Annotated in this window: 12 protein-coding genes and 1 pseudogene; 10 read left to right on the top strand and 3 right to left on the bottom strand. The window is 58.7% G+C overall.

Translation table 11 applies throughout. From position 1 onward, the window contains the following. Positions 1 to 94: 94 nt before the first annotated feature. The gene (locus tag H6973_20185; GenBank protein MCP5127838.1) at positions 95 to 1,054 is read right to left on the bottom strand and encodes a lytic transglycosylase domain-containing protein; all 960 of its coding nucleotides are present in this window, start codon (positions 1,052 to 1,054) and stop codon (positions 95 to 97) included. A 226-nt stretch (positions 1,055 to 1,280) separates the two neighbouring features. Between H6973_20185 and pap the strand changes: the two genes are divergently transcribed. The 6 genes from pap (at position 1,281) to H6973_20155 (ending at position 11,915) form a co-directional block, all read left to right on the top strand. Beyond that, the gene (pap, locus tag H6973_20180; protein ID MCP5127837.1) at positions 1,281 to 2,828 is read left to right on the top strand and encodes a polyphosphate:AMP phosphotransferase; all 1,548 of its coding nucleotides are present in this window, start codon (positions 1,281 to 1,283) and stop codon (positions 2,826 to 2,828) included. 14 nt (positions 2,829 to 2,842) lie between these two features. Further along, complete coding sequence (ppk1, locus tag H6973_20175) at positions 2,843 to 5,077, top strand: polyphosphate kinase 1 (protein ID MCP5127836.1); 2,235 nt, start codon at positions 2,843 to 2,845, stop codon at positions 5,075 to 5,077. A gap of 304 nt (positions 5,078 to 5,381) precedes the next feature. Then, positions 5,382 to 6,380 (top strand): LacI family DNA-binding transcriptional regulator, encoded by a 999-nt coding sequence (locus tag H6973_20170; protein ID MCP5127835.1) that lies wholly within the window; start codon positions 5,382 to 5,384, stop codon positions 6,378 to 6,380. 258 nt (positions 6,381 to 6,638) lie between these two features. Continuing rightward, positions 6,639 to 9,140: a phosphoenolpyruvate--protein phosphotransferase gene (ptsP, locus tag H6973_20165; GenBank protein ID MCP5127834.1), complete on the top strand. Its 2,502-nt coding sequence runs from the start codon at positions 6,639 to 6,641 to the stop codon at positions 9,138 to 9,140. Next, on the top strand, positions 9,137 to 10,120 hold the full coding sequence (gene pfkB, locus H6973_20160; protein ID MCP5127833.1) for a 1-phosphofructokinase: 984 nt from the start codon (positions 9,137 to 9,139) through the stop codon (positions 10,118 to 10,120). Before ptsP ends, pfkB begins: the two co-directional genes overlap by 4 nt. A gap of 31 nt (positions 10,121 to 10,151) precedes the next feature. Further along, a complete protein-coding gene (locus H6973_20155; protein ID MCP5127832.1) occupies positions 10,152 to 11,915 on the top strand; it encodes a PTS fructose-like transporter subunit IIB in 1,764 nt (587 codons plus the stop codon). Between the two features lie 112 nt (positions 11,916 to 12,027). Here the strand turns inward: H6973_20155 and H6973_20150 are convergent, their stop codons facing one another. Further along, positions 12,028 to 12,720 (bottom strand): Fic family protein, encoded by a 693-nt coding sequence (locus H6973_20150; protein ID MCP5127831.1) that lies wholly within the window; start codon positions 12,718 to 12,720, stop codon positions 12,028 to 12,030. Beyond that, positions 12,636 to 12,902 (bottom strand): annotated as a pseudogene (locus H6973_20145) (substrate-binding domain-containing protein). The gene H6973_20150 and the pseudogene H6973_20145 overlap by 85 nt, the downstream one beginning before the upstream one ends. 407 nt (positions 12,903 to 13,309) lie before the next feature. Here H6973_20145 and H6973_20140 point away from each other — a divergent pair. From H6973_20140 to H6973_20125, 4 genes are all read left to right on the top strand, one after another. Next, a complete protein-coding gene (locus tag H6973_20140; protein ID MCP5127830.1) occupies positions 13,310 to 14,128 on the top strand; it encodes a helix-turn-helix domain-containing protein in 819 nt (272 codons plus the stop codon). 344 nt (positions 14,129 to 14,472) lie between these two features. Then, on the top strand, positions 14,473 to 17,130 hold the full coding sequence (gene aceE / locus H6973_20135) for a pyruvate dehydrogenase (acetyl-transferring), homodimeric type (GenBank protein ID MCP5127829.1): 2,658 nt from the start codon (positions 14,473 to 14,475) through the stop codon (positions 17,128 to 17,130). Between the two features lie 37 nt (positions 17,131 to 17,167). Further along, a complete protein-coding gene (gene aceF / locus H6973_20130; protein MCP5127828.1) occupies positions 17,168 to 18,739 on the top strand; it encodes a dihydrolipoyllysine-residue acetyltransferase in 1,572 nt (523 codons plus the stop codon). A gap of 15 nt (positions 18,740 to 18,754) precedes the next feature. Next, positions 18,755 to 19,086: dihydrolipoamide acetyltransferase (locus tag H6973_20125; protein MCP5127827.1), on the top strand; the 332-nt coding region annotated here is incomplete at its 3' end.

Genomic DNA, 19,086 nt, shown 5'->3' with positions numbered 1-19,086 from the left:
CAACGTCGTCGATGTAGGGTACGCACCGCGTACCTTGGAATGCAGGCTAAGCAGGTTGCCAGACTATAACATTGACCGGAACGTCTCCCTAGCATTACTTGTTATTGCCCACAAATTGCGTGGAAGCCTGTACTGAATTTCGGTTTCCGCCACTGTTGCCAACGATAACCCGATCACCTGTCGGGGTCAGATAGGTTTTAGGCGCTGCATTTGATGATGTGGCCTTAACCGGTGTTCGGGCGAAGCGGCCGCTGGTGCGTGGGGTGATGATGGTTACGCCGCTGGATCTGCCTGGGTAATTACGGTTGAATGCCACGATATTGCCTTGCGCGCCGGTGTTTAGACCACTCAATCGGTATTGCTGATAGAAATTCAGCACCCGCGCCACATAGGTTTGGGTTTCCTGATAGGGGGGAATTTGGTTGCCATATTTCTGCACCGCGCCTTCGCCCGCATTGTAGGCGGCTACGGCCAGATGAATATTGTTGAAACGATCAAGCAGCCAGCGCAGATAACGGGCGCCGCCATGCATGTTGGCGACCGGATCATAGGCGTTGTCGACCCCGAATCGTTCCGCGGTGCCTGGCATGAGCTGCATGAGACCCATGGCGCCCTTAGGAGAAACCGCCCAGGGATTGTAAGAGGACTCAGCGCTGATCACCGCATGCATCAGTGCGGGTTCCAGACGATATTGAGCAGCGATCCGGTTGACGTCGGCGGCAAACCGCTGACGATTCTTTTCGTTGACCCGGAACGGTTTGACGCGACCCGCCTTGCGCGCCAGGTTATTCCCGAAAAGGCTAGGGCCATAAAGATTGTTGGGCGCATAACTCGAAGACTGGGCCGCCTTCTTGCTGTAGGCCGGCGTGCGCATTACCAGCTTGTAGCGTGGATCATTCGGCACATTACTCAAGTGTCGCACCCCATTGCTGTCCACAAAAGCATAGATGTCTGCTTGAACTGGACCCGTCAAAGCAAATGCTAAAGGAATCAGACCGGCCAATAGTCGCCGATTCATTCGGTTTCTCCTTTGTTTTGAGATATGCTGAGTCATGCCTTGGGCGGCGGTCTGAGACTGTCTTGACTCAGGCAGGGAGTCGAGCGTTTGTCGGTTAACTGCTCTAAGATTAACATTAAACCGGATTGCCGCAATCGATCCAATAGCGCGGAAATTCTCCAGTGTCCGTTGTTATCTATATAAGTATATAATTATATTTATATTTTTGACAAAATACAGGGCGACATATCTATCATTCCTGTCCACGCCAGTGAGGATCATGATGTTCAGAACCGCCGAACTGCAACACAAGCTGCCCAAGGAAGACTATCACCAGCAAGTTTCCCAATTGCGGGAAGACCTGCTCATGATGCAGATGGAGCTACGCAAGGCTGATTTTCCCGTCATCGTCGTTTTTGCCGGCGTAGATGGCGCTGGCAAAGGCGAGACTGTCAACAAATTACATGAATGGCTGGATTCCCGCTGGCTCATTACCCGAGCGTTTGGCGAACTTTCTGACGAGGAGCGCGACCGGCCGGAATACTGGCGATTCTGGCGCGATCTGCCGCCCCAGGGACGGATCGGTCTATTCCTGAGTTCCTGGTATTCCATGCCGATTCTCGATCACGTTTATGGTCATAACGATCTGGCGGAATTTGATGAACGGCTGGAGCGTATCAAGACCTTTGAGCAAACCCTGGCTGGCGATGGTGCGCTGATTTTGAAATTCTGGATGCACCTCTCCAAGGACGCCCAAAAGGAACGTCTGCGTAAGCTGGAGAAAAATCCGCTGTTGCACTGGCGGATCTCCAAGCGCGATTGGCAGCACTGGGAGCTGTATGAGTCCTTCATCGCCGCCGCCGAGCGCACGATTATGAAAACCAGCACCGGCTTGGCACAGTGGAAGATCATCGAAGGTTACGACGCGCGTTACCGCAGCGTCGCGGTCGCCACCGTTATGCGCGATGCGATCCGCTTCCGGCTGGACGAGGCCAAAGCAGCACTGGTCAGCGGTAATGGCGATGCTGACGTCCACACGCTAAAGCCTGCTTCCGCAGAAGTCGATGGATTACCCATTATCACGATTCTCTCGCGCCTGGATATGAACAAAGCCCTGTCCAAGGAAGACTATGACGTCGGATTGAAACATTACCAGGCTAAACTGAACCAACTTCAGCGCATGGCCCGCGAGCGTAAGGTTTCAACCCTTCTGGTCTTTGAAGGCTGGGACGCCGCCGGCAAGGGCGGCAGCATCCGCCGCATCACTGCTACCCTGGACGCCCGCGATTACCAGGTGATTCAAATCGCCGCGCCAACTGACGAGGAAGCCGCCCATAACTATTTATGGCGATTCTGGCGGCACCTGCCGCGCGCCGGACGAGTCACCATCTACGACCGGAGCTGGTACGGGCGGGTGCTGGTGGAACGGATCGAGGGCTTCGCTCGCACCCGGGAATGGCAGCGTGCTTATGCCGAAATCAATGATTTTGAGGCGCAACTGGTAGAGCGCGGCATCGTGTTGCTGAAATTCTGGCTACACATTACCCCGGATGAGCAGTTGCGTCGCTTCAAGGAGCGCGAACAAATTCCTTACAAAGCCTGGAAACTGACCGATGAAGACTGGCGCAACCGCGAGCGCTGGGCGGATTATGAAGTGGCGGTCAACGATCTGGTCGAGCGCACCAGTACGCGACAAGCGCCGTGGACCCTGGTTGAAGCGAACGACAAGCGCTATGCGCGCATCGAAGTATTGCGGACCCTGTGCGAACGATTGGAGGCAGCGCTGGGTCCCCTCGAAGACCAACCTGGCGTCGCCAAAAGCAAGAAATGAATTTTGGAGTTTCCATGAGTGAACAAGCCGTGGCGTCTCTCAAAAACGCTGACTTCAACGAAATCCCTGCAAGTAATGAATCAACCGACCGGTCATCGTCCGTGGAACTCGCGGCTCCCGAACCGCCAGTATTTGATTCTAACGCTCCTGAGTGGTATCTGAATCGTGAACTGACCTGGCTCGCCTTCAATCAACGGGTGCTGCATGAAGCGCAGGATGAGCGCACGCCCCTGCTGGAGCGGGTCAAATTCCTGGCGATTGTCAGTTCCAACCTCAACGAATTCTTCATGAAGCGCATCGGCGGCCTCAAGCAGCAAATCGTCGCTCGGATGCGGGAACTCTCGATAGACGGTCGCAGCCCTGAACAGCAATTGAGCGAGTGCCTGGCGGTGGTGCGCGATATTGTCGATCAGCAGCGGGTGTTGGCTTCCAAATTACACGAATTACTGAAGGAACAAGGCATTTTTCTACGCAGCTACAAGCGTCTGACTGAGGCGCAGCGCGAGGAGATGCGCGAGTACTATTTGCGCAACATTTTCCCGCTGGTCACCCCGCAAACCATGGATCCGGCCCATCCCTTTCCCTTTATTTCCAATCTGTCGCTCAATTTGCTGGTGACGGTGCGCTACGCTAACGATGACGCCAGCGGTCTGGCGCGAATTAAGGTGCCGCTGGGTTCAGGGATCGAGCGCTTCCTCAAGGTCGGCGACGATGAGTTGTACGTGCCATTGGAAGATGTAATGGCCAATAACCTCGACCTGTTATTCCCCGGCATGGTGGTGGAAGCCTGCGAGCTGTTCCGCGTGACCCGCAACGCCGTTACCGAACGCGATGAAGATCAGGCTGACGACTTATTAGTGATGATCGAGTCGGAACTGCGCGAACGCAAGGTCGCTCCCATCGTCCGGCTGGAAGTAGAAAAAGATATGGATCCGGTTCATCGCGGCATGTTAGCGGCGGAACTGGGCCTGGACGAGGCCAGCGAAGTGTTCGAAGTGGATGGGATGATGGCGATGAAAGACCTGTTCCAGATCGTTGGGATCAGCCGGACGGATTTGCATGATTCTCCTCACCATCCGCGCGATCATCCGAAATTAAGCGATAAGCGCAGCATTTTCCATATTATCCGCGAGATTGGGCCGATCCTGCTGCAACATCCCTACGAATCGTTTGCTACCTCGGTCGAGCGGTTTTTGCGGGAGGCCAGTTTCGACCCGAAGGTGCTGGCTATCAAGATGACCTTGTACCGCACCTCCGAGGATTCCAAGATTATCGAATACCTAATCGACGCTGCGCAAAACGGCAAGCAGGTCGCGGTGGTTGTGGAGTTAAAGGCGCGGTTTGACGAAGCGGCCAACATTCGCTGGGCGAACCGCATGGAGGAGGCAGGTATCCATGTGACTTATGGGGTGCTGGGTCTCAAGACGCATAGCAAGGTGATCCTGGTGGTGCGGCGGGATTACAACGGCTTGCGCCGTTACGCGCACATCGGCACCGGCAATTACCACGCCGGCACCGCCCGCCTGTACAGTGATCTGGGTCTGCTGACTTGTGATCCGGTGATTGGTGAAGATTTGACCGAACTGTTCAACTACCTCACCACGGGCTACGTGCCCAAGCGCAATTATCGCAAGCTGCTGCCCGCGCCCAAGGTGCTTAAACCGGCGTTGTTGGCCAAAATCGAGCGGGAAATCGGCTACGCCAAGGCCGGCAAGCCGGCGCTGATCCAGTTCAAGATGAACGCCCTGGAAGACAAGGAAGTGACCGCAGCGCTGTATCAGGCTTCCCAGGCCGGCGTTAAAGTCGAACTCATCGTGCGCGATACCTGCCGGTTGCGGCCCGGCATTCCAGGGGTCTCGGAAAACGTCCAGGTCATCAGCATTGTTGGACGATTCCTGGAACACACGCGGATTTTCCATTTCCGTAATAACGGCGCTGATGAATACTTCATCGGTTCCGCGGACTGCATGCAGCGCAATCTGGAAAGCCGGGTCGAGGTGGTCACGCCAATCGATGCCCCGGAGTTGCAGCGAGAGTTGCAGCAGATTCTGGACGTGCAGCTGAACGACCGGCGCAGCGCTTGGGATATGCAGCCGGATGGAACTTATATTCAGCGTGTGCCAGGCGAAGGCGACGATCCGCGCGGTTCTCAACAGATTCTGATCGAACTGGCGGAGAAGCGCCAGAAGGAGGCGCAACGGCTCAAGAAACGCAAACCCAAGGGCATCGCCCGGCGCATGATCTTGTAGGGCGATCTCCAGAAAAAACCGGTAGCGTCCCTCCCATAGCCTGGCTCTTTGATAGCCCTACATTCCGGAATTCCCCTCCTTAATTCAAGGAGGGGTAGCGCGAAGCGCCGGGGTGGTTTGAAAACACGATTCCACGACTCATCGAGTACCGCTATAGAAAGCGCTTCATGGATATTTTTTGTAAACGATTACATTTTTTCATTGTCAATAAATTTGTAAAACTAATTAATCGCTATTCAAATTGGACTTGAACGTGAGATAATGGTGTAATCGGTTACTTTTTACCTCGAGAGGAGAAATGCAAATGGCGCAGATCAAGGATGTCGCCAAGCGGGCAGGGGTGTCAGTGGCGTCGGTGTCGCGGGTGTTGGCAGGGCATACCGGGGTCACCGAGGCGACCCGCCAGCGGGTTCTGGAAGCAGTCCAGGCGATGGATTACCGGCCCGACCTGGCGGCGCGACGGCTACGTTCTCGCCGGACTGATACGATTGGCCTGATCGTCTCGGATATTCGCAACCCCTTTTTCACCGAGGTCAGCCGGGCGGTTGAGGATATGGCCTATCAGAACCGGATGCGGGTGCTTCTCTGCAATGCTGACGAAAATCCTGAAAAAGAAGCGCTCTATCTTGACCTGATGCGGGATGAAAACGTCAGCGGGGTGATTCTCTCGCCTTCGTTACCGACCTTGGCGCATTTCCGGATACAGGATTACCCCTTTCCCGTAGTGCTAGTCGATCGTTGCGACCGTGAAACCACGGCTGACGCAGTAGTGTTGGACAACACGGATTCTGCCTATCGCTTGACCATACACCTCATCGAACAAGGTTACCGGCGCATCGCTTTCATTTATGGCGCGACCAGTGCTACTGGCCGGCAACGACAAGAAGGCTACGTGACGGCCATGGCGACGCATGGACTGGAAACGCTGGCCCAGGCCGTGCCCGCAACGGTGGACGCCGCCCGGATTGCAGCGAGTGAACTGGTGCAAGGGCCTTCATTGCCGGATGCCTTGATAGGAAGTAATGGTTTGATCCTGCTGGGGCTGGTTGAAGCTCTGCGGGAAGCGCGGCTTCAGTTTCCGGAACGGATTGGGTTAGCGGGTTTTGACGATCTGCCCTGGACCCGACTGGTGGAGCCTGGCATCACCGTGATTGCGCAACCGACCTACGACATCGGCCAAGCGACCATTGAATTACTGCTCCAGCGCATTGCCCATCCGTCCCAGTCGGTGCGCCGGGTGGTGTTGCGCGGGGAATTGCGAGAACGGGGGTCGAGTATGCGGCAGAGGAATTCAACAAATTAGCGGGGCGATTCACCATACTGATTTCACCGTAATGCGCTTAGGCCACTTGCAATAAATATTCTCTAGTGGTAAGTGGGCATAAGCGAAGCGTTGTCCGACAGAAGTGCGCAGGTGAAGCCGCAATCAGAAGGCCAACCTGTCCGATTCAAGGTTACGGCACAAAATGAAGATGTAGTCGAAGAGTTTTTGCTTGACATCCTGAATGTAATCGATTACAAATTTATTGCGTCGAAAACGCACACCACCTTGGAGATAAATATGAAAACGATTACCAGATCATGCATTCGCTTGGACGTCCGCGTTCAAAATAAGGACGAAGCCATCCAGCGAGCCGGTCAATTACTAGCCGAGGCCGGCTACATCGAGCTCGCCTACATTGACAGCCTGCTCAAACGCGAGCAGGTCGCCAACACCTTCCTGGGCGGCGGCGTAGCCATTCCGCATGGAATGATCGAAGATCGGCATCTGATTCACCACACCGGCATCGCCATTCTGCAAGTACCCAACGGCGTGGAATGGAATGAAGGTCAGAAAGCCTATCTGGTGGTCGCGATCGCCGCCCAGTCCGATGAACACATCGCCCTGCTGCGCCGCCTGACGCGCCTGATGCAGCAACCCGAAGCACTGGACACCTTGTTTCATGCGGAAAACCCGCTGGTGTTGATCGCGGCGCTCGCCGACGCTGCGGACGCTCCGCCGGTCGTGGAAGCGCCGGTCGCACCGGCCTGGCCAGCGGACGCCGAGGTCGAATGGACGGTGGATTATCCCAACGGGCTGCACGCCCGTCCGGCAACCCGCTGGGTCGATACCGCCAAGCGCTTTGCTTGTGAACTGCGGATTTATAAAGGCGGCGAATTTGCCGACGCCAAGGCGCTGACCGGTTTATTAGCCTTGGGCGTAACCTGTGGCGCTACCCTGCGGCTGGCGGCGCGCGGCCCCGATGCGCAAAAGGCGCTAAACGCTTTGCACGAGACCATGCGTACTTTATCCGCTGAAGAAAAGGCCGACGCCGAGCGCGCCCGCCGCAATGCGCTGGCCGCGCGCAAGACCGCGCCGGACTGGACGCCGACTGGTTCGCCCACCACGCTCTACGGCATCAGCGCCAGTCCCGGACTGGCGATTGGCAAGCTGGTGCGCCATGTCTCTCAGCGCTTCCAAATCACCGATCAACCCGGCGATGTGGTCGCTGAGGGCGAGGCGCTGGAACAAGCGATACTGGCAGTCCAGGCGCAACGCGAGGAACTGGAAGTGCGTACCCGCCAGCGGTTGAGCGCCGCCGAAGCCGCCATCTTTGCCGCACAGCGCGAACTGCTGGCTGATCCGGTGCTGGTGCGCGACGCCCTCACCACCATCATGCAAGGCCACAGCGCAGCCTGGTCCTGGCAACGGGCGTTGCGGGCGCGCATTGAGAAACTGCAACAGGTCGCCGATCCTTTGCTAGCTGCTCGGGCGCTGGATTTGCGCGATGTGGGCGAACAAGTGCTGGCCCAATTGCTCGGTATCGAACGGCGGCAAATGATGCTCACTGAACCGTCGATTCTGGTCGCGGAAGATCTGACCCCCTCCGACACGTTGCAACTCGACACGCGCCATATCCGGGGATTGGCCACCAGCGTCGGCGGTCCGACCTCGCATACCGCGATTCTAGCGCGCACTTTAGGATTACCCGCTATCGTTGCGGCGGGTCCCGCGTTGTTGACCGCGCCGGAAGGCGGCATGGCGGTCATCGATGGCGGCAGCGGTTGCCTCTATGTGGACGTCAGCGACAAAGATCAACGCAGTGTCACCGAAGTGATCGCCCGGCAGCAGGCCGCCCGTGAAGCGCTGCGCGCCGTTCGTCATCAGCCGGCAACGACGACCGATGGTCATACGGTGGAAATCGCTGCCAACGTCGCCAATCCGAAGCAGGCCACCGCTGCCGTCGACGCCGGCGCGGAAGGCATCGGCCTGATGCGCACTGAGTTCCTGTTCCTGGAGCGCGACAACGCCCCGGACGAGGAGGAGCAATACCAGGTCTATCGCGAAATGACCGAAGTGCTAGCCGGTCGCCGGTTGATCATTCGTGCGCTGGACATTGGCGGCGACAAACAGGTTTCTTACCTCAATTTGCCGCACGAAGAAAATCCATTTCTCGGCGTGCGCGGCGCGCGCCTGCTGTTGCAGCGCCAGGATTTGTTGTATGCCCAGTTGCGGGCCTTGTATCGCGCCGCCCAGCATGGGCCGCTGTGGATCATGTTCCCGATGGTCACCCATCTTGGCGAAATCGAAGCGCTGCGCGAACACTGCGAACGCGCGCGCCAGCAGGTCAACGGCCCCGAAGTGAAGCTCGGCATCATGGTGGAAATTCCGGCGGTGGCGGTCTTGGCCGACCGCTTCGCGGCCCAGGTTGATTTCTTCTCCATCGGCACCAACGACCTGACGCAGTACACGCTGGCGGTGGACCGTCAACACCCGGAACTGGCCGCCCAAGCCGACAGCCTGCATCCGGCGGTTCTCAATTTGATTGACGCTACGGTGCGCGGCGCACAAACCGCCCGCCGATCCGGCGGCAGCGGCTGGGTCGGGGTCTGTGGCGGACTGGCGGGCGATCCACTGGGCGCGCGCATCCTGACGGGTCTGGGCGTCGACGAACTCAGTATGAGCGCTCAGGATATTGCTCCGGTGAAAGCCGCATTACGGAGCGAATCGCGGACCGCCATGCAGGAATTGGCCCGCCAAGCGCTGCGCGCCCGTACTGCTGATGAGGTGCGCGCGCTATGAATGCCCTGAATCCCGTAGTCAATGCCCCGCGGGTAGTCACGGTGGCGCTGAATCCCGCCCTGGATCAAACCATTGAAGTCGCTGGCTTGCAACCGGGCGCGGTCAACCGCGCATTGCGGATGCAAATCGATGTCGGCGGTAAAGCCATCAATGTCGCGTCCTGCCTGTCCGATTTCGGCGTACCGGTCGCGGTCGCCGGTCAACTAGGCCGCGATAACGCCGTGCTCTTTGAGGAGCTATTCCAGCGCAAGAAGATCGCTAACCATTGTTGTTACCTGGATGGCTTAACCCGGATCAACACCAAACTGGCGGATACGGTCAGCGGCGAAACCACTGATCTCAACATGCCGGGAACGGAATTTTCCCCGGAGGCCGCAGCGGATTTGCTGAACCAGATTCTGGAGCGGCTCGAACGGCTGGCGGGGCAAGTCGACTGGATTGTGCTGTCCGGCAGCTTGCCGCCGGGGATGCCGGTGAATGCTTACGCGACCATCACCGAACGAATGCAGGCGGCGGGCGCGTCGGTGTTGCTGGATACCAGCGGCGCGCCGCTCAAGGCCGCCCTGGCCGCCGGGCCGCGCATGATCAAACCCAATCGGCATGAACTGGCGGAATTATTAGGTCGACCGCTGGATAGTTTGGCGTCGCTGGTCGCCGCGGGACGTGAGTTGTTGCACGGCTCGCCGGCGCCTGCCTGGGTGGTCATATCGCTTGGCAGCGAGGGTGCGCTGTTCCTGACCCGTGAACAGGCGTTGCACGCGCATCCGCTCAAGGTCGCCGTGATCAGCACGGTCGGAGCAGGCGACGCCATGGTCGCCGGTCTGGTCGCCGCCCGTCTTGAAGACTTGTCCTTGGCGGAAACCGCACAACTGGCCACTGCGTTCTCCGCCGCCAAGCTGACTCGCCTGGGACCACATTTGCCCCGTCCCGCCGAAGTCCGCGCCCTAGCTGGACAGGTTGCTGTTACCCCCGTTGATTGAAGACAAAACCAGAACTGAAGGAGAATCGAATATGACGAAAATCGTTGCTGTCACTGCATGCCCCACCGGCATTGCGCATACTATCATGGCCGCCGAAGGATTGGAGCAGGCCGCTAAAGCGCTGGGTTACGAAGTCCAGGTCGAGACGCAGGGTTCGGTCGGAACCCGTAACACCCTGTCCGAAGACGACATCGCCGAGGCTGACGTGGTGATCATTGCCGCTGATACCCGCGTCGATGCCGCCCGCTTCGTCGACAAGCCGTTGTATGAAACCACTACCGAACTGGCCATTCGCGACGGCGTGGAAGTCATCAAGACCGCGTTGGCCAGTATATCGGCAACGGACAAGCCCGCTACACCGCCCGCGGCGGGTTTGAAGATCGTCGCCATTACCTCCTGCCCGACCGGCATTGCCCATACCTTCATGGCGGCGGAAGGTCTAGAGCAAGGCGCGAAGAGTCAGGGTCACACCATCAAGGTGGAAACCCAGGGTTCGGTGGGGGCGAAAAACAACCTGACCGCCGAGGACATCGCCGCTGCGGATCTGGTCATTATCGCTGCTGACACTCAGGTGGATAAAAGCCGCTTTGCCGGTAAGCGTCTTCACGAAGCCAGCACCAAGGCCGCGATTCATGACGGCGCGGCGCTGGTGCGCGCCGCTATTGAACAGGCTCAGGTACAAGGAGCCGACGCCAGCAGTGCGGACTACGATGCCCAAGTCAAGCAAGCCAAGGCGCAGCAAGCGGCGACCCGCACCGGCGCCTACAAACATTTGATGACCGGCGTGTCCTATATGATTCCCTTTGTCGTCGCCGGCGGTTTGCTGATCGCCATCAGTTTCGCCATTGGCGGCATCAACGTCTTTGAGGACGCCCATGCGGGAACCCTGGGTTGGACGTTGTTCCAAATCGGCGCGAAGGCCGGTTTCACGCTGATGGTGCCGGTATTGGCCGGTTATATCGCCTATTCCATCGCCGACCGGCCCGGCATTGCGCCCGGTATGATCGGCGGCATGATCGCCAGCACGATTGGCTCCGGGTTCCTGGGCGGCATCGCCGCCGGCTTTCTGGCGGGCTATAGCGTGAAGTGGATGAGCGACCATATCCGCTTGCCGCGCACGCTGGACGGTCTCAAGCCGGTGCTGATCCTGCCGCTGCTCGGTACGTTGATCGTCGGCCTGCTCATGTATTTTGTGGTCGGCGAACCGGTCGCGGTGGCGCTCGCCAGCATCACGGCCTGGCTCAAGGGCATGCAGGGCGGCAGCGCCATTTTCCTGGGTCTGCTCCTGGGCGCGATGATGGCGTTCGACATGGGCGGCCCGGTCAACAAGTCCGCTTACGCCTTCGCGACCGGGTTGATCGTCAGCGGGGTTTATGCGCCGATGGCGGCAGTCATGGCTGCCGGTATGACCCCGCCGCTGGGTCTGGCGCTGGCGACCTTGTTGTTCAAGAACCGTTTTTCCCTGGATGAGCGCGAGGCTGGCGGTGCGACGGCCGTGCTCGGCATCTCGTTTATCACCGAAGGCGCCATTCCCTACGCGGCTAAAGACCCGCTGCGGGTGATCCCGGCGCTGATGATCGGTTCCGCAGTGACCGGCGCGCTGTCCATGGTGTTTGGTTGCGAGTTGCGGGTGCCCCACGGTGGGGTGTTCGTGTTGCCCATTCCCAATGCCGTGACGAACCTGGGTCCGTATCTGCTAGCCATTGCAATCGGTACCGTGGTGACCGCCGGCGCGCTGTTTTTCCTGAAACGCCCGGTGAATGCGCCGGCAAAGCTGAAATTGACCGGAGCGTGATCAGCTAGAGCGAAAGATAGAACATACGTGGGAGAGGTGGCTCCCGAACCTTCCCTCAGGCGGTGGTAGACTTCCGTCTGGGGGTTTTTTCGTAGCAAACGATTGGCGCTGGCTACACTGGCCAGACGATTTCATAACGGGTGCTGCGCCCCGCGCCCGGACATTTCCTGAGCAGCCCTTTTTCCAGCAGGTCGGTGAGATCGCGCGTTGCCGTTGCCTTGCTCGCCTTGGTTAAACCCATGTATTTGCGAGCGTTCAATCCGCCGGTAAATCTTGCCAGACCCGCATCCAGCAGTCGATTCATCACTTTATTCTGTCGCTCGTTCAGAATGACTTGGCGATGTTGTTGCCAGAATCGGGCTTTCAACAACACTTGCTGGATTTGATCGAGTGCGAGGTTCAGGGTTTGCCGAAGCATGATCAGGAACCACTCCAGCCACTCGGTGATGTCAAGACCGTTACGCTGGGTGCGTTCGAGCACCTGATAATAGTCTTCGCGGTGGGTCATGATCGTTGCCACCATGGTGTAGAACCGGATGCTGTGGTGATCAGCCTGGGCCAATGCCAGATCAGTGATGGCACGGGCGATCCGGCCATTTCCATCATCGAAGGGATGCAAGGTGATAAACCACAAATGCGCGATACCGGCTCGGAGCAGTGGGTCCAGCATCGTATTCGCCTGGCGGCTGTTGAACCAGGTAATGAAGGTATCCAACGCGCGCTCGATCCTCGTTCCCACAATTCCCCGCGCAACACCACCCGACACACCGACTGGGACGGATGTGTGATTCGCTGAAGCAACAATTCAATGCTGGCCTGTCCAATATCGTAAGTCGGTTGTGCGATCACGGTGATGCCGGGTCCCACCAGCCGCGTCCAGGGTAGATCGTCAAAACCTGCCAGTCCGATCTGTTCCGGAAACGGAAGGTGTGCTTCCTGCAGGGCTTCGACCAGTCCCAACAGGATCAATCCGTTACTTCCCACCAAGGCAGGTAGTGTTTTTCAGAATTAATGCAACAAAGCCTCTTGCAGCCAACTCACAAAAAGATTATGATGAAACCGGTTCCATAAAACAAGTCAAGCGGACCTTTTAGGGACCATTTCGATATTTGTTGCTCGGCAGCGATGCTTGCAGTGCGAAAGCCGCTGATCAAGAACAAGGTAGTGCAATAATGACAATGATATACAAACAAATGTGGGCAGTGTGCTCCAGTTGAAGGATTGATCATTTACACCAAGGCTTTAAAGGGAACCGCACTGCGGCCTGAAAACCTATCAATTCACAACACCAAATTTTTTTTGGATTTTTATGAAACCGGTTTCATTTCAGTTTTTTATCAACAACCATGCATGGAATTTAAAGCCCGTCACCTGATGTAAACAAGGGAAACCCGATGGATCATATTGACATCATTGCTTTGAATAAGGCGATAGCCACCTTCGCTACCAATGACTCGAGTGAACGATCCCTGATCGGGCATCCCCAAGTGTGGAATACGGGACTTGCAGTTATTAGACTCGCGGAACTCCTCGCGAAAGAAAAGTGTAGCGTCAGAGAATTCCTTTCCGAGAGGAAGATACTTACCAAAACACTCGGTGTTCTCGGTATGGATCTCATCGGTCATGTGGTTGCTTGTCAAGCCTGTATGGACTTCGGCATGAAAATCCTCTACCACCATGTGCATCCAATGCCCGAGATTGAGGTTGCCTGTAATGCTTGCCTGCTCTCTCTCGACGAGGTACTGCGACAAGCCGACATCGTCTGCGTCGCTCTACCTTTGCCTCGTGCGGCAGAAACGCTGATGCGCGAGCAAAAACTTATATCATCGAATTTGCAAACAATCTTCCTGGCTTGGCAGCGTTTGCCACCCATCGAGGTCGCTGTCGCTCATTTAAGCGCACGTTATGCCGAACACATCCATCTGGATGAGCTGGCCCTTGTGGCCGGGATCAGCAAATTCCATCTTGTACGGTTGTTCACCACAACGCTGGGCATAACACCGCATCGCTACCAAGTGCTGCTGAAGGTATTGCATGCTAAAGAAATGTTACGACATGGTGATCCGATTGGGGAGGTGGCGTTTCACGTTGGCTTCTGTGATCAGAGCCACTTTCATCGGTACTTTTCCCAGGTAGTCGGTATAACACCAGGCCAGTATCAAAAAAAGACACAGATTGGGAATCGGCGCAATTTTATCCAAGACATCAAGTAACACGGACTTGTAGAGTTTTTTCCGTTCATTGTTTATCGGCTGCGCTGGTGACTGGCAAACGGGTGGTTATCCTTACTCGATGGTAATTTCATGGCTCTCACTAAAATCGAAGACGCGGCGATAACCGATATCGATTGCCACGATTGTCATTCCGTTCGAGACCTGTGGTGGTTTGCCGCGCCCGTGGACTCAGGTGGAGAGTCCCTCCGATCGCTGGCCGAAAGCTGCCGATGGTGGTGGTTTGCCCATCATCACCTATCATTGTCTGGAGCATGGCGATGTGATCCCGTGCGTGGCATTCTCGCGCGTGACCACCCCTAACCGATAACTGAGGAGAAGAACTCGTGGCAACCCATCGCGATCTCGATCCACTGGAAACCCAGGAATGGCTCGACGCCCTGCGAGCTGTCCAGCAATACCAGGGCTCGGAACGGGCCAATTTTCTGGTGGACACGCTGGTGCAGGAGGCGCGGCGCCAAGGCATTTACATTCCCGCGTCGCTGAACACCGCTTACCGCAACACCATCGCACCCGAGAACGAGGCGCGCACGCCGGGCGACCGGGATATCGAGCACAAAATCCGCTCTGCCATTCGCTGGAACGCAATGGCCATTATCCTGCGTGCTAACAAGGAATCATCCGAACTGGGTGGCCACATCGCCAGCTTCCAATCCTCTGCGCTGCTTTACGACATCGGCTTCGGTCATTTCTGGCACGCGCCGACCGAGGACCATGGCGGCGACCTGATCTATTTCCAGGGTCATTCCGCGCCGGGTTTTTATGCCCGGGCTTTCCTTGAAGGGCGGCTGACTGAGGACCAGTTGCTCAATTTCCGCCAGGAGACCGAAGGCCAGGGGCTGTCCTCCTACCCGCATCCGTGGCTGATGCCCGAATTCTGGCAATTTCCGACCGTCTCCATGGGACTGGGGCCGCTGATGGCTATCTACCAGGCCCGGTTTCTGAAATACCTGGGAGGACGGGGACTGGCCCAGACCGAGGGAAGGAAAGTCTGGGCGTTCCTGGGCGACGGCGAGTGCGACGAGCCGGAGTCGCTTGGCGCCATTTCGATGGCTGGCCGCGAGCGGCTGGACAATCTCATTTTCGTCATTAACTGCAACCTGCAACGCCTGGACGGTCCGGTGCGCGGCAATGGCAAGATCATCCAGGAACTGGAATCGGTATTTCGCGGCGCCGGCTGGAACGTGATCAAGGCGATCTGGGGCCGGGGTTGGGATCGACTGCTGGAGAAGGACAAGACCGGACTCCTGCTGCAATGCATGGAGGAATGCGTGGACGGCGAGTACCAGGATTTCCGATCCAAGAACGGCGCCTACATCCGCGAGCATTTCTTCGGCAAATACCCGGAATTGCGGGAGCTGGTGGCCGACATGAGCGACGGCGATATCTGGGCGCTGCGCCGCGGCGGCCACGACTCCACCAAGGTCTATGCCGCCTATGCCGCAGCGGTCAGGCACCCGGGTCAGCCGACCGTTATTCTGGCCAAGACCGTCAAGGGCTATGGCATGGGCGAGTCGGGCGAGGGCCAGATGATCGCCCATCAGGCCAAGAAGATGACCCACGACGCGCTCCGGCAATTTCGTGATCGCTTCCAGATTCCCGTCGCGGACGAGCAACTGGCGGAAATCCCATTCGTCCGGTTCCCGGAAGGCAGCTCGGAACTGAGCTATCTGCGCGAGCGCCGCCAGGCGCTGGGCGGTTACCTGCCCAGCCGCCGGGCCAAGTCCGCCGCGCTCGAGATCCCACCGCTGACCACCTTCGACCGTCTGCTCAAGGCGTCGGGCGAGCGCGAAATCTCGACCACCATGGCCTTCGTCCAGATGTTGGGTACGCTGGTGCGGGACAAGGCCATCGGCAAATTCGTCGTGCCCATCGTGCCCGACGAGTCGCGCACCTTCGGCATGGAGGGCATGTTCCGCCAGCTCGGCATCTATTCCGCTGTCGGCCAGCTCTACAAACCGCAGGATGCCGACCAGCTCATGTACTACCGGGAGGACAAGTCGGGCCAGGTGCTGCAGGAGGGCATCAACGAGGCGGGCGCCATGTCGTCCTGGATCGCGGCGGCGACCTCCTACAGCACCAACAACCTGCCGATGATCCCGTTCTACGTCTATTACTCGATGTTCGGCTTGCAGCGGGTCGGCGACCTGGCCTGGGCGGCGGGCGACCTGCGCGCCCGTGGGTTCTTGCTCGGCGGCACGGCGGGCCGCACCACGCTGAACGGCGAAGGTCTGCAGCACGAGGACGGCCACAGCCACATCCTGGCTTCGACCATCCCCAACTGCGTCGCCTACGATCCGACCTTTGCCTATGAAGTCGTCGTCATCATCCGTGAAGGCCTGCGCCGCATGTTTCAGGAGCAGGAGGACGTGTATTTCTACCTCACCCTGATGAACGAGAACTATCCCCATCCCGGCCTGCCGGAAGGGGCGGAAGCAGGCATCGTCAAGGGCATGTATCTCCTCCAGGACGGCGGTGCGTCTTCAGGGCCGCGCGTGCAACTGTTCGGTTGTGGCGCCATCTTGCGTGAAGTCATGGCGGCGGCGGAATTGCTCAAGGAGGACTTCAAGATCGATGCCGATGTCTGGAGCGTCACCAGTTTCAACGAACTGCGGCGCGAGGGCATGAGCACCGAGCGCTGGAATCTGCTGCATCCGTCGCAGCCGCGCCGGAAGAGTTATGTCGAATCCTGCCTGGAAAAGCACGCCGGACCGGTGATTGCGTCCTCGGACTACATGCGCGCCTTCGCCGAGCAGGTGCGCGCCTACATCCCGCGGCGCTACATCACCCTGGGCACCGACGGCTTCGGGCGCAGCGACTACCGGGTTCAGTTGCGCCGCTTCTTCGAGGTGAACCGGTACTATGTCGCCGTCGCCGCGCTCAAGGCGCTGGCCGACGAGGGCCAGCTCAAGGCCGAACAAGTCGAGGAGGCTATCAAGAACTATGGCCTCGACACCGAACGGCCCGATCCCTGGACGATTTGATCATCCGGGACCGCTCAACGCCTCACGAGGAAGAACAATGAGCCAGATAATCGAAGTCAAAGTCCCCGACATCGGCGATTTCAAGGACGTACCCGTCATCGAGGTACTGGTCAAGCCGGGCGATAGCGTCAAGGCCGAGGACCCGCTGATCACGTTGGAATCGGATAAGGCGACCATGGACGTGCCGGCGCCAACCGGTGGAACCATCAAAGAAATCAGGGTCCAGATCGGTGACAAGGTGTCGGAAGGCGCGCTGATCCTGATGCTCGACGGCGCGGAGGCGACGCAAGCCGCCGCGCTGGCCGTGCCGAGCGTGTCGCCGCCGCCCGCGCCGGTTAGCTCGCACGGCGACACGTTCGACGTGCGTGTCCCGGACATCGGCGATTTCAAGGATGTGCCGATCATCGAAGTACTGGTCAAGCCGGGCGACGCGGTGAAGGCCGAGGAGCCGTTGATCACGCTGGAATCGGATAAGGCGACCATGGACGTGCCGGCACCGCTGAGCGGCGTGGTGCGGGAACTCAAGGTCCAGGTGGGCGACAAGGTGTCGGAAGGCACGGTCATTCTCACCCTGGCCACGGCCGCCGCGAGCGGCGCGGCGACGACTCCGGCACCGGTCAGTGAACCCGCATCCGCGTCCGCCGCGTCCGCCGTCGCCGCGCCTGTACCCACCACCGGAATCGACGAGGGCGCTTTCAAACTGGCCTATGCCGGGCCGGCCGTGCGCAAGCTGGCGCGCGAACTCGGCGTCGACCTGAGCAAGGTCAAGGGCAGCGGCAACAAGGGCCGCATTCTCAGGGAGGATGTGGAAAGCTTCGCCAAGGGCGGCGCGGCGCCCGCGGCCGGCGTGGCCGCTGGCGCCGGTGTCGGCGGCATCGAGTTGCTGCCGTGGCCGCGAGTGGACTTTGGCAAGTTCGGGCCGGTGGAAAGCAAGCCGCTGTCGCGCATCAAGAAGATTTCGGGCGCGAACCTGCACCGCAACTGGGTGATGATCCCGCACGTCACCAATCATGACGAGGCCGACATCACCGATCTCGAAGCATTCCGCGTTCAGCTCAACCAGGAGATCGAGAAGAGCGGCGTCAAGGTAAGCATGCTCTCCTTCATGATCAAGGCGGCGGCGGCGACGCTCAAGAAATTCCCCGAGTTCAACGCTTCGCTGGACGGCGATAATCTGATCTTCAAGCAGTACTACCACATCGGCTTCGCCGCCGACACGCCCAACGGCCTGGTGGTGCCGGTCCTTCGCGACGCCGATCAAAAGGGCATCGTGGACATCGCCAGGGAAATGGGCGAACTCGCCAAGCTGGCGCGCGAGGGCAAGCTCAAACCCGATCAGATGCAAGGTGGCACCTTCACCATCTCCAGCCTGGGCGGTATCGGCGGCACCTACTTCACCCCGATCATCAACGCGCCGGAAGTCGCGATCATGGGAGTGTGCCGGTCCTCCTGGAAGCAGGTATCGCCGGACGGCAAACAGTCGGCGTGGCGACTCATCCTGCCGCTATCGCTGTCCTACGATCACCGGGTGATCGACGGCGCGGGCGCGGCGCGCTTCAACGTCCATTTCGCCAACCTGCTCGCCGACCTGCGGCGGGTTCTGATCTAAAGGAGTAAGGAAACAATGGCAAATTTGGTCGAGGTCAAGGTTCCCGACATTGGCGATTTCAAGGACGTGCCGGTCATCGAGGTGCTGGTCAATCCGGGCGATACGGTGAAGGTCGAGGACCCGCTGATCACGCTGGAGTCCGACAAGGCCACCATGGACGTGCCGGCGCCCAGCGCGGGTGTGATCGCGGAGATCAAGGTCAAGGTCGGCGACAAGGTCTCCGAAGGCTCGCTCATTCTGACACTCAATGCGCAAGAGGGCGGGACTGTGGCGCCCGCCGCCGCCCCGCCCCCGCCCGTGGCCGCGCCCGTGGCCGCGCCCGCCGCTGGCGCTTATGCCGGCGGCGT

Source organism: Gammaproteobacteria bacterium (assembly GCA_024235095.1).
Classification (GTDB): domain Bacteria; phylum Pseudomonadota; class Gammaproteobacteria; order Competibacterales; family Competibacteraceae; genus UBA2383.
The sequence above is the reverse complement of the archived record's forward strand: the minus strand, read 5'-3'. Positions and strand labels throughout refer to the sequence as shown.